This is a genomic window from Exiguobacterium sp. SH1S21 (assembly GCF_004337175.1).
GTDB classification, from domain to species: domain Bacteria; phylum Bacillota; class Bacilli; order Exiguobacteriales; family Exiguobacteriaceae; genus Exiguobacterium; species Exiguobacterium aurantiacum_A.
On the sequence record NZ_SJUY01000004.1, the window covers coordinates 155,321 to 169,582 of the forward strand.

The 14,262-nt window shown below is 54.0% G+C and carries 16 protein-coding genes; 5 read left to right on the top strand and 11 right to left on the bottom strand.

The window, feature by feature from the left end:
• Positions 1–21: 21 nt before the first annotated feature.
• The gene (locus tag EVJ24_RS07635) at positions 22–561 is read right to left on the bottom strand and encodes a hypothetical protein (RefSeq protein ID WP_071397518.1); all 540 of its coding nucleotides are present in this window, start codon (positions 559–561) and stop codon (positions 22–24) included.
• Positions 551–1,417, bottom strand: a complete 867-nt coding sequence (locus EVJ24_RS07640; protein WP_161568741.1) for an alpha/beta fold hydrolase — start codon at positions 1,415–1,417, stop codon at positions 551–553. Before EVJ24_RS07640 ends, EVJ24_RS07635 begins: the two co-directional genes overlap by 11 nt.
• 193 nt (positions 1,418–1,610) lie before the next feature.
• Between EVJ24_RS07640 and EVJ24_RS07645 the strand changes: the two genes are divergently transcribed.
• Together EVJ24_RS07645 and EVJ24_RS07650 are read left to right on the top strand one after the other, a co-directional pair.
• Positions 1,611–2,369, top strand: coding sequence for a glucose 1-dehydrogenase (locus tag EVJ24_RS07645; RefSeq protein WP_131440702.1), 759 nt, complete (start codon positions 1,611–1,613; stop codon positions 2,367–2,369).
• A gap of 29 nt (positions 2,370–2,398) precedes the next feature.
• Complete coding sequence (locus EVJ24_RS07650; protein WP_131440704.1) at positions 2,399–3,319, top strand: NAD(P)-dependent alcohol dehydrogenase; 921 nt, start codon at positions 2,399–2,401, stop codon at positions 3,317–3,319.
• Between the two features lie 85 nt (positions 3,320–3,404).
• Here EVJ24_RS07650 and EVJ24_RS07655 read toward each other — a convergent pair whose 3' ends face one another.
• Positions 3,405–4,217 carry a helix-turn-helix domain-containing protein gene (locus EVJ24_RS07655; protein ID WP_161568742.1) on the bottom strand — a complete coding sequence of 271 codons (813 nt, stop codon included), beginning with the start codon at positions 4,215–4,217 and terminating at the stop codon, positions 3,405–3,407.
• Positions 4,218–4,382: 165 nt separating this feature from the next.
• On the bottom strand, positions 4,383–4,643 hold the full coding sequence (locus tag EVJ24_RS07660) for a DUF1294 domain-containing protein (protein WP_035386026.1): 261 nt from the start codon (positions 4,641–4,643) through the stop codon (positions 4,383–4,385).
• A 208-nt stretch (positions 4,644–4,851) separates the two neighbouring features.
• On the opposite strand from EVJ24_RS07660, the gene EVJ24_RS07665 reads away from it, so the two are divergent.
• Together EVJ24_RS07665 and cls are read left to right on the top strand one after the other, a co-directional pair.
• Entirely contained in the window at positions 4,852–5,634 is a 783-nt protein-coding gene (locus tag EVJ24_RS07665) for a LysM peptidoglycan-binding and 3D domain-containing protein (protein ID WP_131440707.1), read from the top strand.
• Between the two features lie 170 nt (positions 5,635–5,804).
• Entirely contained in the window at positions 5,805–7,271 is a 1,467-nt protein-coding gene (gene cls, locus EVJ24_RS07670) for a cardiolipin synthase (protein ID WP_131440709.1), read from the top strand.
• Positions 7,272–7,320: 49 nt separating this feature from the next.
• Here the strand turns inward: cls and EVJ24_RS07675 are convergent, their stop codons facing one another.
• The 5 genes from EVJ24_RS07675 to EVJ24_RS07695 all read right to left on the bottom strand — a co-directional run bounded on the left by EVJ24_RS07675 (position 7,321) and on the right by EVJ24_RS07695 (position 11,879).
• Positions 7,321–8,298, bottom strand: coding sequence for a hypothetical protein (locus tag EVJ24_RS07675; RefSeq protein WP_131440711.1), 978 nt, complete (start codon positions 8,296–8,298; stop codon positions 7,321–7,323).
• On the bottom strand, positions 8,295–9,323 hold the full coding sequence (locus tag EVJ24_RS07680) for a DUF58 domain-containing protein (protein ID WP_131440713.1): 1,029 nt from the start codon (positions 9,321–9,323) through the stop codon (positions 8,295–8,297). Before EVJ24_RS07680 ends, EVJ24_RS07675 begins: the two co-directional genes overlap by 4 nt.
• Position 9,324: 1 nt before the next feature.
• Complete coding sequence (locus EVJ24_RS07685) at positions 9,325–10,233, bottom strand: AAA family ATPase (protein WP_070327249.1); 909 nt, start codon at positions 10,231–10,233, stop codon at positions 9,325–9,327.
• Between the two features lie 95 nt (positions 10,234–10,328).
• Positions 10,329–11,024: an amino acid ABC transporter permease gene (locus EVJ24_RS07690; protein ID WP_016508715.1), complete on the bottom strand. Its 696-nt coding sequence runs from the start codon at positions 11,022–11,024 to the stop codon at positions 10,329–10,331.
• 6 nt (positions 11,025–11,030) lie between these two features.
• Entirely contained in the window at positions 11,031–11,879 is an 849-nt protein-coding gene (locus EVJ24_RS07695; RefSeq protein WP_131440715.1) for a transporter substrate-binding domain-containing protein, read from the bottom strand.
• 422 nt (positions 11,880–12,301) lie between these two features.
• Between EVJ24_RS07695 and EVJ24_RS07700 the strand changes: the two genes are divergently transcribed.
• Positions 12,302–12,811: a flavodoxin family protein gene (locus EVJ24_RS07700; RefSeq protein WP_131440717.1), complete on the top strand. Its 510-nt coding sequence runs from the start codon at positions 12,302–12,304 to the stop codon at positions 12,809–12,811.
• A gap of 255 nt (positions 12,812–13,066) precedes the next feature.
• Here EVJ24_RS07700 and EVJ24_RS07705 read toward each other — a convergent pair whose 3' ends face one another.
• Positions 13,067–13,516, bottom strand: coding sequence for a GNAT family N-acetyltransferase (locus tag EVJ24_RS07705; RefSeq protein WP_131440719.1), 450 nt, complete (start codon positions 13,514–13,516; stop codon positions 13,067–13,069).
• A gap of 18 nt (positions 13,517–13,534) precedes the next feature.
• Positions 13,535–14,251: an MBL fold metallo-hydrolase gene (locus EVJ24_RS07710; RefSeq protein WP_131440721.1), complete on the bottom strand. Its 717-nt coding sequence runs from the start codon at positions 14,249–14,251 to the stop codon at positions 13,535–13,537.
• Positions 14,252–14,262: the final 11 nt, after the last annotated feature.

Here is a 14,262-nt window from a genome sequence, read left to right on the forward strand (position 1 = left end):
CTACTCCCCGAATCTCTTTTTTCATTGAGGATAGCGATACACGACGTCACCTGAGGCGTCATAACCCGTGATGGCGTCAATCGATTCGATTTGGTCGACGACGACGAACCAGACGTCATTCCCGGCTTTCGTCTTCATTAATTCCGGCTCGAAGCGGTCCCCGTCCAACTCGACGACGACACGTGTCGTCGTCCCATGATTCATCCCATATAAGATATCAAACGGAACACAGTCTGGCTCATCCCCGCACGTCCGTCCGTCGACCGACCAGGTGAGACCATCATCTGACAGCGAGCGGGACGTGACCGATTCGACACGGTCGTCGATGGTAATCTCTAAGCCGATGCCTTCGATGAACAGTTCATCGCTCAGCTCGTCCGTTGAGTAGCGTTCTGTGAAGAAACGGATTGTCATCTCAGGGTCAGCGACCTGATGGACCAGGATGGGCTCGGCCGTCGCTGATAATTCGGGTTGCTCGGTCGATTCCACTTGCCAGACAATCCCGGCAGAGAGTAGCAACACAACGACGATGATGAGCACAATCTGTTGATTACGCTTCATAAGAACTCGCTCCTTGTGTTGATAATAAAAACTGACGCACCCGCTCGAGCGGGAACTCCGGACTCCAATGAACGAAGTGACCTCCGGGAACGGACTGATAGGTGACTGGAGGTCGATCTTGCTGAAGACTCGAAACGGCAGACTTCGTCAATTCAGCTTCTTTCGTGTCCACGCCGATAAAGTCGGCGTAGACGAGAAGCGTCGGTACGCGGAGCATCCTCATGAGCTGGCTCATGTCCAAGTTATAGTAGCCGAACAGTAAGTTCATTCCACCGGGACCTAGTTTGGCAGGAGCATCCAAGGCCCGGCGTACTTCGTCCCGCTCAGGTAACCCCGTCTGCGTGCAGAACGCTTTGAACTGTTCCTCTGAAATCGATTCTGCCGCTTTGTCCGTTATGAATTTCGCCTCGATTTTCCGGACGGCTGTCGGCCCAAGCATGCGGTAGATCACGTTCAAGAGCGGCACGACGAGCCCAAACGCGCCATATTCTTGCAGCGGGACTCGCGGGAACGGCTTATGTCCGGCGTCGAGCAAGACGAGCCGTTCCAGCTTTTCAGGGTAATGGGCGGCAAACGCGAGGGCGACCGCGCCCCCGAGCGAGTGACCGCTAACATGGACAAGGCCGAGTCCTGCTTCCACGATATAGCCGTTCACCCAATCCGCTAATTCCAAAGAAGTGACTCTTCCTTTGAGTCCTTCGCTGCGACCGAACCCTGGCAGGTCGAGCAGATGGACCTCGAAATCGTCGGCAAGCGCCTCGGCGAGCGTCAGTCCCTCGTTCCCCAAGAACCCCCCAGCTGGTAGGAACAAAAGCGGAGGTCCGCTCCCGATCACTTCCGCATCATATCGTCCCAAGTCATCAATCCTTCCTTAAATCCTAATATATGTATTCCTTTCATTGTAAAGGAGATATCGTACGAAAAGAAGAACATTCTTCCATAACAGCACGCAGGTCACTTAAAATTCGGGTATAGACTACTGACACGTGTTCAGTCCGCACTTGTCGTTTTGCTGTGTCGTCTTCTACTTAGCCAAGGAGGAATGCTGTGTGAAACTATCAGGCAAGACAGCGCTCGTGACCGGTGCCGGTTCTGGAATGGGGCGGGCCATCGCCAAGCTATACGCCGCGGAAGGTGCTCGCATCGTCGCCGTCGATATGAACGGGGATACGGTCGAGGCGGTCGCAAGTGAGATCAAGTCGTCCGGCGGGGAAGCGGTCGGTATCGCCGCGAATGTGACGAAGCAAGCGGACATCGACAACATGGTCGCGACGGCGACGAGCCAGTTTGGCTCACTCGATATTTTAGTGAACAACGCCGGCATCATGGACAACTTCATGACGGTCGGTGAAGTGACCGACGACGTATGGGACCGTGTCATCGCCGTCAACTTGACCGGTCCGATGAAGATCGCCCGGGCCGCCATCAACGTGATGGAGAAACAGGAGTCGGGTGGGGTCATCATCAATATCGCCTCGGTCGGCGGCTTGTTCGGGACACGAGGCGGGGCCGCGTACGTCGCATCAAAACATGCGCTCATCGGCCTCACGAAAAACATCGCCGCGACGTATGGCACGTTCGGTAAGATTCGGGCCAACGCCATCGCACCAGGCGGGGTCAATACGAACATCGGGGCGACGATCACGGCGCCGAGTGAGCTCGGGATGCGCGCCATTCAAGCGGCAGGGGAAGCACCGATGGGGGAACCGGATCAAATCGCAAACGCCGCGCTCTTCCTCGCTTCGAGTGACTCGAGCTTCGTCAACGGGGACGTGTTGAAAGCAGACGGTGGCTGGACCGCCCGCTAAGAGACAAGCGACTTGTGAGGAGGTACACGATGAGAGCAGTGATTTGTACCGCATATGGCCCGCCGGAAGTGTTACAGCTTCAGGAAATTGAAAAGCCTGTGCCGAAAGCAACCGAACTGCTGATTAAAGTGCACGCATCAGCCGTTCAATCCGGGGACCGCCGGCTTCGTGCGTTGGATGTACCGGCAGCAGGTAAGTTGCCGATGCGTGTCGTCGTCGGCTTCAAAGCGCCGAGACAGCCTGTCTTAGGTGTCGTCCTAGCAGGTGAAGTGGTCGAGACGGGCCGACGTGTGCAACACTTCAAGGTGGGAGATCGTGTCTATGCGCTGACCGGGATGCGATTTGGCGGCTATGCCGAATATGCATGCATCAACGAGACGAAGTGTGTCGCGCTCATGCCTCACCACGCAAGCTTTGCAGAAGCAGCCAGTCTTCCGTTTGGCGGAACGACAGCCCTTCATTTTTTGCGTAAAGTGAACATCGAACAGGCGAAGTCCGTATTGATTTACGGAGCTTCCGGGGCAGTCGGCTCCATCGCGGTACAGATCGCCAAACATTTCGGTGCCCACGTGACAGCCGTCTGTCGGGAACGGAACTTCGAATTGGTCAAACGCCTTGGCGCAGCCGTCGTCGTCGATTATACAAACGAGGGCTATGACAGCGAACTGACAACGTACGACGCTGTGTTTGACGCGGCAGGAAAAATCGATAAACGGATGGCTCGCAAACATGTCGGGGGAACAGGCCGGTTCAGTTCGGTTGCCGGACAGGGAGTAGCGAGTGAACGAAAAGAAGATCTGACCCTGTTGAATCAGATGTTTGAAGCCGGAGACCTGAAGGCCGTCATCGATTCGATCTATCCGATGGAGGAAATCGTCGCAGCGCACCGCTATGTGGACGCCGGCCAGAAAGTTGGAAATGTCATCGTGTCGGTCGTACATGAGGAATGACATCGTCTCTCGTCCATCGAGAACGCAAAAAGAAGGAGTCTAGCCATCGAAATTCGGCGGCCAGACTCCTCTTTTCATTTTCTCTTCACTTGGTCTTCTTGCCCTTGCGGTAGACGAGCGGGGTGACCTTATGTACTTTCTTGAACGTCTGGACGAAGTGACTGACGCTCGTGTAGCCGTAGTGACTCGCTATTGCGGCGACCGACTCCGTCGTCTCTTGTAACTGATGCGCCGCCGCTTCCATGCGGACGTCACACGCATAGGCGAGCGGGCTCGTGGCGGTCCACTTCGTGAAATAGCGGCAACATTCCGCCCGGCTCAAGCCACCGACCTCGGCAATCTGTTCGAGCGTCACGCGCTCCGTCACATGTTCATGGATATAAGCGAGCATCGCCTTCATCCGGTCTTGACCGACTAGTCTCGGTTGCTCGTTTGTCTGTTGAATCCAGTAACGCCAGACGACCGCCATCTGCAGCGTGGCGTCCAAGAGGGTGAACGATGAGTCGCCATGTAAACTTCGGGATACCTTGTCGATCGTATCTAACACGGCCTTCTCCGCGCGCTCGGTCGGCGTGAGGAGTTTTAGGGGCAACGTCGCCCCCGTCATGAACGGTGTGACGAACCTTTCGGCAAGCAACGGCGCGAACAAGTCGTATGGATCGACACGGACGTCGACGAACCGAGTCGCTTCTTCGGACGAAACGACTTGATACAGTTGCCCCGGCGCTAACAAAAGGCCCGACCCAGTGCGGAGACTATGACGCTCCCCGTTGACCATCAAGTCGACGCGACCTGCCCTCACTATAAAGGCGTGGAAGTGATCGGTCACGTGGATCATAGCTGTCATGACCGCGCCTGTTGACGATTCCACGCTCTGAAGTGAACTTTGTTCCAACATCTTCATCCCACCTCAATATTTGAACATTTGTTTCGGGATTACACCGGGCTGACAGTCTTGAACCAGATGAATTCATGATTAATCCGACATTTATATCTCTATTGTCACGAGACGTCTTATCACGTTCCTTCTATATAATTGAGCAGAAAAGATAGCCAGCTCTATTCAGAAGATGAAAAGTGACGTGATCCCGGCGTGAACGAGAATCGCGACCGGGACCCCGATCCGAAACTTCGGCTTCAACGTCTTGTGACGGAAGAGGCGCATAGCGACATAAGCCCCAAACGCTCCCCCGATCCAGACGAGAATGAGCAACGTTTGTTCCGAAATACGCCAAGCTCCGGATTTTGCACGTCGTTTATCGATGAAAAATGACATAAACGCTAGTAAATTAGTCACAATGTAATACAGCAGTAATAGTTCCAAAGACTAAAACCTCCTTTCTCACCTTATCAGTATAGCTGAAAACGGCTCAACAAAGCCATTTTCATCTAGATTGTAAGAATTCAGACTCCTCTCATCTCCCTGAAAGCTTCTGTAACTGAACTGATATCACTCTCATATCAGCCTGTAACGGCAGTGAAATATAGAGGTGTTACAGTAAGGGAGCGTTAGAAAAGGGAGGAATATTCTTATGAAAAAACCACTATTGACACTAACGGCACTCGCTGGCCTTAGTTTAGGAGTCGCTGCTCCAGCTTCGGCAGCATCAACACACACGGTTCAGTCTGGAGATACTTTGTACCGTATCGCCGTGAACAACGGTGTATCTGTGAACGACATCAAACAAGCAAATAGCTTAAACTCGAATATGATTTATCCTAACCAAGTGTTGAAGCTTGCGAAGTCGGAAGCAAAAGCGACAGCTTCTTCAAACACTTATACAGTTAAATCAGGCGACACGTTGTATCGGATCGCGACAAACAACGGTGTCTCTGTCAATCAATTGATGACATGGAACGGTCTTAAATCAGATCTCATTTTCCCTGGTCAACAATTCGCTGTGAAAGGTGCCAAAGCAGCATCGGTTGCGAACAGTGCACCAGCAGCTAAACCAAAAGCATCAACGTCTGCACCGGTGACAAAACAGTCTACGTCTACAACGCAAACTCAAGCTCCGGCTTCGGGTAAGACGATGACAGTTGAAGCAACGGCGTACACGCCATATTGTGCAGGTTGCTCTGGTATCACGGCAACAGGTATCGACGTTCGTTCGAACCCGAACCAAAAAGTCATCGCGGTTGACCCTTCAGTCATCCCGCTCGGCTCTAAAGTATGGGTTGAAGGCTACGGCGAAGCAATCGCTGGAGACACTGGCGGCGCAATCAAAGGGAACAAAATTGACATCTTGATGCCGACACAACAGCAAGCGCTCAACTTCGGTCGTAAATCAATCACAATCAAAGTCTTAAACTAATCGATCGACCCCAAAAACACCGCAGGCGCGGTGTTTTTTTGCGTTCTATTCGCTCAAACCTGCAAGCTCGTATACCTTTCTCCTTCGAAATCAGGCAAACTAGATATATCAGGTCTTGTCTGGTCAGAAAAACCGGGCATGTACCAAATCGTAAAAGGGGGGAGAACCTGATGCTCACGACAGAAATCATCATCAGCGTGTTCGGCATCCTGCTCGTCATCTTGAACATGACGTTCGCCATCACGATCATCTTCTTTGAACGGCGCGACATCGGCTCGACATGGGCCTGGCTGCTCGTCCTCTTCTTTTTGCCGCTCATCGGCTTCTTCATCTATATCTTCTTCGGTCGTTTGATCAAGTCGAACAACTTCTATCAAGTCGATGAAGAGCGGCGTAGTGAGTATGCGTTGCACGTCCAACAACAGCTCGATGAGTTGGATGGGAACCAGCTGATCTTCAAGCAAGACCCGCTGTTAGCAAAATACCGGCGTCTCGCCCGGCTGAACCTGTCGTCGACGAACGCGCTCGTCACGTATCATAACGACATCCAAGTCATCCATGACGGGAAACAAAAGTTCGCGGCCTTGTTCGACGATATCGAGGCGGCCAAACAAGAAATCAATATCCAATACTACATCATCCAGAACGATTCGCTCGGCCAGGCGTTGATTGCGGCGCTGACCAAACGGGCCCAAGCCGGTGTCCGGGTCCGGTTGCTCTATGACGCCGTCGGCTCGAGAGGGCTGAGACGTAAACATTTCAAAGAGCTGCTTGAAAGCGGAGGCGAGGTCAAGTCGTTCTTCCCGTCTAGCCTCGGCATCAACTTCCGCGTCAACAATCGCAATCACCGCAAGCTGTGTGTCATCGACGGGGACATCGGCTATATCGGCGGCTTCAACGTCGGCGACGAGTACATGGGGACGAACCAGCATTTCGGCTATTGGCGTGACGTCCATCTGCGGATGAACGGGGAGGCGGTCCAAGAGTTGCTTGAACGGTTCTTGCTCGATTGGAACCGTTCCGTACCGACGAAACGAAAAGCGTTGAAAGAAGAGTTCATTTGGCCAAGCAAGACACTCGAGGCGTTCAAGTCACCCGTCCAGATCGTCACCTCCGGTCCGAACTCGACGACGGAGCATTTAAAGAACATGCTCGTCAAGATGATCGGGGAAGCGAAAGAGACGATCTACATTCAGACGCCATACTTCATCCCGGACGCGAGTTTCCTTGACGCTTGCCGGATCGCGCTCATGTCAGGGACGAAGATTCAACTGATGATCCCGAACAAACCGGATCACATGTTTGTCTACTGGGCGACATACGCCAATGCGGCCGAGCTCGTCCGGTACGGGGCCGAGGTGTATACGTACGAGGGCGGTTTTTTGCATGCGAAGACGCTCGTCATCGACGGCGAGGTCGCTTCGATCGGGACGACGAACATCGACGCCCGCAGCTTCCACCTCAACTTCGAGATTTCGGCCCTCGTCTATGATGAGGCTGTCGCCCGGTCCGTCATCGACGCATTCGACCGCGACAAATCGTGCGCTGAGCTGTTGACGCTCGAACGTTATGAGACACGGACGAAATGGATTCGCTTCAAAGAGAGCGTGTCGCGTCTGTTGAGTCCGATCCTATAAAAAAACCAGCCAAGACGCTCGGGTTCAATCCCAAACATCTTGGCTGGTTTTATTTTTTCAACACGTGTTTGACGTGTCGTTCAAACGCCTCGACGACCGTGGTCGGCGCTTCTTTCTCACCGTACTCGGCCGCCTCGAGCCAACTTGCGAACAAGCTTCCATCGGTAAAGTCGATCCGTTCCAACCACTCGTGCGCGGTCTCCTCGCGATGGCGAGGGTGCACCTGTTCAAGCCGGCGTCCGGCCTCGAGCAAGCGGACATCACGTGGCGTCCGCGTCAAGCGACGTTCCGTCCGTGCCGTCTGATGGGCCTTTTTCGGGACCGACAGCACTTCGTGGATGTCTTTTCGCTTTTGTAAATAGAAGAACAACAGGACACCGCCGACGAGCAGGACGATGAAGAAGATGACTAGCGCGGAAGACTGATTCTTCGCCGATTCGAGCAACGTCTCGTTCGCGATCGTCTCGGCATCGAGGTTCGGGTTGTCCGGTATCATGAATCGGTTGACCCGGTCGGACGGGTCGAGCGTGATCCCATCGAACCAGCCGCCGATCCAAAGCAGAAACGGTCGGATCCAGGTGATGAGGTCGCCGAACAACAGCTCTTTGACCGTCCGGATGACAAAAGCCAGTCCGAGACCGACCGCTAAGCCGACGACGAGCGTCGACAACATCCGTTTATAGTCGCGACGGTAATATAGGCTCCGTTGCCAAAACAAAAACAGGAACGGGAACACGATCATGAGGAGCGGTTGCTCGGCCGGTGGGAACAGCCAATCCGTGATCAAGAACAACACGCTCGCAATCGCGTAACGGTCGGTCCAATCGAGCGTGCGGATGAAGGCGTGCACATACGTGAACAACAGCAACGTGATGCTCATCTCATACGAGAACCAGAGCGCACCGATACTGAGCAAAGTCTGGATGCCGAGCTGCCAGTTCCGCGGCAGACGGAGCGTCAACAGGAAGACGAGCGGATAGACGTGACCGACATAAAATGCCGCGAACAACCACCAGAGCCAGTTCATTTGCCGTCACCTCCGAGCCGAAGAATCGATTGGCTGCCGCCGTATTTGGCGACTTTCCGTTCGAACAATGACCGGGCCATCGGGAAGTCTCGTTCCGACAGACAAGCGAGCGTCGTCATGACCTTGCGGAAATGGGTCTCGCCGCTCCCGGGTGCGAGGTCGTACGTGATCCCGTCTTTCGTCAGCGTCGGGACGATCAGTCCGTAGCTCGCGTTCTCTTTCTCGAAGTCACGGCACAGCGCCGCGGCTTGCGAGATCACGCGTTCCATCTGATGGGTGAGGGAGCGCCCGTCTTTCGTCAACAAGTCCAAGACGACGACGTACTCGTTCGCCTGGACGGGCTGTTCGGTCCGGGCCAGCAGTTCGCCCGTCTTCGCGTAAGCCGACCAGTACAGTTGACGCATCGGTTGACCGTGATACGGGGCGACCGACTGGAACGTCTCCGGGTCCCGGTAGGCGCTATGACGCACCATCTCCTCGCCCGGTAGCGTCGGCGGACGTTTCGGGATCGGATAAGGCAGAAACTCTGGGAAGACGTACCCGATCCTTGCGAGCGGTTCCTCTTTATAGAGCGAGAACATGCGGAGCGGGTCACGGATCTCCATGCCGATCGCCTCGACACGGATCGGACCGCGCTTGATGGCTTTGAGCGGTAGGTCGTAAGAGACGACCGCCTCGCCGCCGACATAATTCTCCTGGCGCCAGAAGGCGTGGTTTTCCACTTCGACGGTCGGGTGGAGATAGCCCGACAAGCGGACGACACCGAGCGGGACTTTCGCAGTCGAGATGAGGCGGATGACGTACGACTCTTCGTCACCCGGAAACAGTTTCAGTTCGTCCGTCACTTCGACACGGACGTGTTCGGCCAGGCGGAACAACAGCTCGGGCATGACGAGCGCGTAGATGCTGACGCCGAGCAAGGCGCTCGCGAGGAACACGTTCCCGTAAAGCGCCGTGAAGACCCCGACGACGAACAAGAGCCACATGTAGCCGGATTCTAGATAGCGCGGGCTGACGAGTTGCATGTCACACCTCGGATGGGACCGCGATGGTCTCTAACACAGATTTGATCAGCTTCGACGGTTTCGTCTTGAGCGACGCCTCGACCGTCAAGACGATGCGGTGCCCGAGAATCGGCAAGGCGAGCGCCCGGATGTCTTCCGGTGCGACGTAGTCCCGTCCGTCCATGTAGGCATGGGCCCGGGCCGCCATCGTGTAGGCGAGCGTCGCCCGCGGGCTCGGCCCGACCTCGATGTCCCGGTGGTGCCTTAGCGCCTCGACGAAGTCGAGCAGATAGTCTTCCATCGCCTCGTGCAGCGTCACGTCACGGACGGCTTGCTGCATCACGGCGAGCTCTTCATGTTTCAACGTGAACGGAGCGGCGCTCAAATGCTCGTTCCGGAGAAGTCGACGCTCTGACTCCCGCGACAGCGGGGCGAGCGAGAGCTTGAATAAGAACCGGTCAAGCTGTGCCTGCGGAAGCGGGAACGTCCCTTGTCCGTCGAACGGGTTCTGCGTCGCGATGACGAAGAACGGGTCCGGCAAACGGAGCGACACCTCACCGAGCGTCACTTGACGCTCTTGCATCGCCTCAAGAAGCGCAGACTGTGTCCGTGGCGTCGTCCGGTTGATTTCATCGACGAGTAAGATCGATGTGAAGATCGGCCCGGTCCGACGTTCGAACGCACCTGTCGTCGGATTGAACAGTTCCATCCCTAAAATGTCACTCGGCAACGTGTCCGGCGTACATTGCACGCGCTGGAAAGCGGCTGATACGGAGGAGGCAAGGCTTCGGGCGAGCGTCGTCTTGCCCGTCCCCGGCCGGTCCTCGAGTAAGACATGTCCCCCTGAAAGCAAGGCGATCGTCGACAGCTTGATCGCTTTCGATTGCCCGATCACTAAACCATTTAAATGTGTTGTCCATTGTTGCACCATAATAAAATTCCCCCGTCTGTTTTCTGATAATTAAGAAAATCATAGCACACTCGACGCTTACACAAAAAGGAAAACAAAAAACGATGACCGCAAAGTCATCGTTTCGGTGTATCCAAATAGCGTTCGAAATGCCGCTCGAGCCAATCTTGGAAGAACGACATGAACGTACAGATGCCCCAGTAGATCAGGGCGACGACCAAATAGACGGTCATATAGTCGAACTCACGACCGCCGACGATCTTCGCCTTGTTGAAGATCTCAGGGACGGTGATCATCGCGGCGAGCGAGCTCGCCTTGATCAGATCAAGGAACACGTTCGAGAGCGGGGGCAGGGCGATCCGCGTCGCTTGAGGCAACGTGACCCCTTTCAACGTCAGCCACTTGTTCATGCCGAGCGACCGGGCCGCTTCAATCTGTCCCTGATCGACGGCACGGATCGAGGCGCGGATGATCTCCGCGATATAGGCGGCCGAGTTCAAGCTGAAGCCGATGATCGCTGCCGTCAACGCCGCGAACTCGATCCCGATGAACGGGAACCCCGAGTAGAGAATGAACAAGATGATCAAGATCGGGACGCCGCGCATGAACGAGACGTAAAACGTCGACGGATAACGCACTAGCCTTGACGGAGACAGCTTCCCGAGCGCGAGCACGAGTCCTAACACTAAACCGAAGAACATGCTGAGGAAGGAGATCCAGAGCGTGTTCGGCAGCCCACCTAGCAAGTATGGGAACGAGCGGATGGCGAGGTCGGCGTCAAAGATCGCTTCCCACTTCACACCTTCGAACATATCGCCTTAGTCCAATTCGACGATTGTCGCGTCGACGTCCGGTTCGACGGATACGTCAGCACCGTTATAGAACTGTTCGGACAGCTCCTTCACCGTGCCATCCTCAAGCATCTCTTCAAGGACGCGGTCGATGTTCTCTTGCAAGTCGACGTTGTCTTGATTCATCAAGAGTGCGACGTCTTGCGGGTTATAGGCGATATCCGGATGGATCGTGATATCGAATTCCGGGAAGAAGGCGAGGGCGAGCGTCTGGAGATAGTAGTCGTTCAAGATGACGTCGGTCCGACCTGTCGACACGTCACGAAGATATTGGTCGTTCGTCGCGTTGTCGTAGATGACTTCTTCAGCCCCATACTGGCGCGCCACGTCCATGAAGACGGTCGTCGCTTCACCAGCTGCCTTTTTACCTTTCAAGTCTTCGAGCGACTTGATGCCTGAAAGGTCGCTCTTCCGGACGATTGCCGTCCCGTACGTGTGCTTATAAGGTACGGAGAAGGCGAACTTCTCTTTGCGGTCGTCCGTCACCGAGATGTCGTTCGCCACGACATCGACTTGTCCGTTCTGGACGCTCGTCAACATGTTGTCGAACGCCATTTCTTTGAACTGGACCTCGAGGTCGAGACGTTTTCCGATCTCTTTCATGACCTCGACGTCAAACCCCGTCAAATCGTCACTTTCTTCTTCGCGGAACGAGGCGGGATAGAGTGTCCCAGCCGTACCGACCGTGAGCGTCCCTTCTTCTTTGATCTCATCCCAACGTGTCGTATCGGCCTGATCGGTGCCAGAATCACCACACGCCGCGAGCGGGACAGCGAGCAAGATAACCGCTGCTAAACCTTTTGTCATACGTTTCATTCATGTTCCTCCTTAAAGTATCATCTGTCTAAAAATAGCATGATGAACGCCTAGAGGCAACTGCGAAGAACATAGAAACAGCAGGTAAGATATTTTTGAAACGTTTATTCTAAAAGCGCTATCATGTCATTGAATCAGGGTTTCATACAGGTAATACAGATAAGCATAATTTATGGAACAGCATGCGATTCACCAACCTTCAACCTCTAGAGAATCGACAGGTGCGCAAGTGGGAGAAAGAGGCAAGATGAGTCCACAGCTTTTTAAATCAGGTGAGAGGACTGTGCTAGGTCCCGAGAGGAATGCCTATGCTACCCTGTCCAAGAACAGGCGAGGACAGTTAGGTTCTTTGCCATCGTTTAAGGGTATTTCCTCTGTAGATAGAGGGAGGGAAAACTAAAAACGATGGAAGGAGTGACATAATGAAGAATAGTAGCTTGATTGTGTATTACTCATGGATCGGCAGTACAGAAGTAGTCGCGAAAGAAATTCAAAGGCTTACAGAGTTTGACATTCAAAGAATCGAAGATAAAAAGAAGCGAAAACTCGGTAACATCGCCGGTGCAGCAATGGGAGCGTTTTTTGGTCTGAGAGGCGTTATCATGCCAATGGACTTTGCATTAAAAGAATATGAGCATCTATTCCTAGGAACCCCAGTCTGGGCAGGAAAGACGCCCCCGGCCATCAATAAATACTTAAAAGAGACTTCCTTTAAGAACAAGAAAGTTTGGCTGTTCATAACTAAAGGTGATGAAAAAGTTCCCCAACAGGTTATCGACTCAATTACAAAAAGGATTGAGAAGAAAGACGGAAAAGTGATAGGCAGTATTTCGATAACGACAAAATGGGATCCCAAGACGAACATTCCTATTGCGCTTGAGGATGTCCAGAAACCGATCTATGACTGGCTGAAAAGAGGAGGCATTTTATAAAATTTGAACGGAATCAAGCTGTGCCAAAGTCTGAGCGAGGAACAACAAAACGAATCGATGGCTAAGGGAAGCACGACCTGCCGACATAACTGATCACGTGAATGTGGGAAGCAGGTGAGTCCTGAAAAGTACCGGGGAATCGGTTCAAATTTTACTAGTTTACATAACATATATTATCAGTAAAAATAAAACTCTGTCTCAATCCTTTAGTATACTTAAAGTAGTGAGACAGAATCTGAAATTATGAGATCGGGATCAAATTCGCGTAAAGCGGATCAATGTGACACCTGGTTCCGGTTCGAACTCGGCGCTCGGCTCGAAGCCAAGCTTCGAATACAATCGTTTGGCCGGACCGTTATGTTTGCCGGTATGCACGTAGACAAGTTTGCCCTCGTGTAGACTGAGCACGTGTTCTAACAACGTCGTCGCGAGCCGCGCCCTGAAGTATGTCGGATCGATGCACAGCTTCGTGATTTCGACCGTGTTCTCGGCCGCCTCGATCGTCACAAACCCGATCATCCGCTCCTCGTTGTATAAGCCGTAGCTCAGACCCGGCAAGTTTTGAATGACCTCGACCGTCTCATATCGGGCTGGGATCTCGTCAAATCCGATCAGTTCGGCCTCGACCGCATAGGCGTTCCGTTGAATCTCGAGCATTTGCTCGGCTTGCCGGTAATCCGTCGTCCGAATCTCCCGTAACTCCATCTGTCATACCCCCAAAGATTATCGTGAAAAGCGACGGGCTTGCTTACGCTTAGCCCGCTTCAGTGCCAAATAGAGCCGATGTGTGCCTTCAAGCGCTTTGCCGTGACCGACGAACGTGTGACGCGGCGCCAAGTCAAGCAAGCGCTCGGCATGGTCGACCGCGGCCCGCTTGTCCCATGTCGCCAGACCCGGGAGCGGGAACAACGGACGCGTGTCCCCTGCCACTGCGACTCCCCCATGTGATTGGAACGCGTCACCGGCGAACAACAAGCGATGGTGTTCATCAAAGTAAGCGATCGACCCTGGCGTGTGGCCGGCGGCGGCATAGACGCGAAGACCGAACAGCCGCTCACCTGGGTCGAGCAGCTTGTCCGGTAGCGATCGGATCGTCGGCAATGATCCTTTGATTTTGAGGCTCCGCTCATCCGGATCAGTCGTCCGGTCCCCCTCTAACAGCCGAGCGTCGCGGCGTGAGACGTAAAGCTCGGCGTGCGGATGCGCCTTCAGGATCGTATCGACCCCACCGACGTGGTCCCCGTGGGCGTGGGTGAGCAGAATCGCGAGGAGGGGGCGGTCTTGTGCCTCGATATACGTTAAAATGTCAGCGGCGTTCTGCTTCAACCCGGCATCGATCAAGACGAGGCCGAGCTCTTTCTCGATCAATTGGACGTTGATCGGCAAGACGGGTGAATAGAACGTCAGCTGGTGGACATCTTCAATCCGTGTGACTTTCATAAGACCTCCCC

Bases quoted from the DNA above. Each gene is read 5' to 3' on its own strand.
- EVJ24_RS07650 (WP_131440704.1), top strand. From the start codon at position 2,399: ATGAGAGCAGTGATTTGTACCGCATATGGCCCGCCGGAAGTGTTACAG.
- EVJ24_RS07685 (WP_070327249.1), bottom strand. From the start codon at position 10,233: ATGGTGCAACAATGGACAACACATTTAAATGGTTTAGTGATCGGGCAA.
- EVJ24_RS07665 (WP_131440707.1), top strand. From the start codon at position 4,852: ATGAAAAAACCACTATTGACACTAACGGCACTCGCTGGCCTTAGTTTA.
- EVJ24_RS07690 (WP_016508715.1), bottom strand. From the start codon at position 11,024: ATGTTCGAAGGTGTGAAGTGGGAAGCGATCTTTGACGCCGACCTCGCC.
- cls (WP_131440709.1), top strand. From the start codon at position 5,805: ATGCTCACGACAGAAATCATCATCAGCGTGTTCGGCATCCTGCTCGTC.
- EVJ24_RS07695 (WP_131440715.1), bottom strand. From the start codon at position 11,879: ATGAAACGTATGACAAAAGGTTTAGCAGCGGTTATCTTGCTCGCTGTC.
- EVJ24_RS07655 (WP_161568742.1), bottom strand. From the start codon at position 4,217: ATGTTGGAACAAAGTTCACTTCAGAGCGTGGAATCGTCAACAGGCGCG.
- EVJ24_RS07635 (WP_071397518.1), bottom strand. From the start codon at position 561: ATGAAGCGTAATCAACAGATTGTGCTCATCATCGTCGTTGTGTTGCTA.
- EVJ24_RS07700 (WP_131440717.1), top strand. From the start codon at position 12,302: ATGAAGAATAGTAGCTTGATTGTGTATTACTCATGGATCGGCAGTACA.
- EVJ24_RS07680 (WP_131440713.1), bottom strand. From the start codon at position 9,323: ATGCAACTCGTCAGCCCGCGCTATCTAGAATCCGGCTACATGTGGCTC.
- EVJ24_RS07710 (WP_131440721.1), bottom strand. From the start codon at position 14,251: ATGAAAGTCACACGGATTGAAGATGTCCACCAGCTGACGTTCTATTCA.
- EVJ24_RS07705 (WP_131440719.1), bottom strand. From the start codon at position 13,516: ATGGAGTTACGGGAGATTCGGACGACGGATTACCGGCAAGCCGAGCAA.
- EVJ24_RS07675 (WP_131440711.1), bottom strand. From the start codon at position 8,298: ATGAACTGGCTCTGGTGGTTGTTCGCGGCATTTTATGTCGGTCACGTC.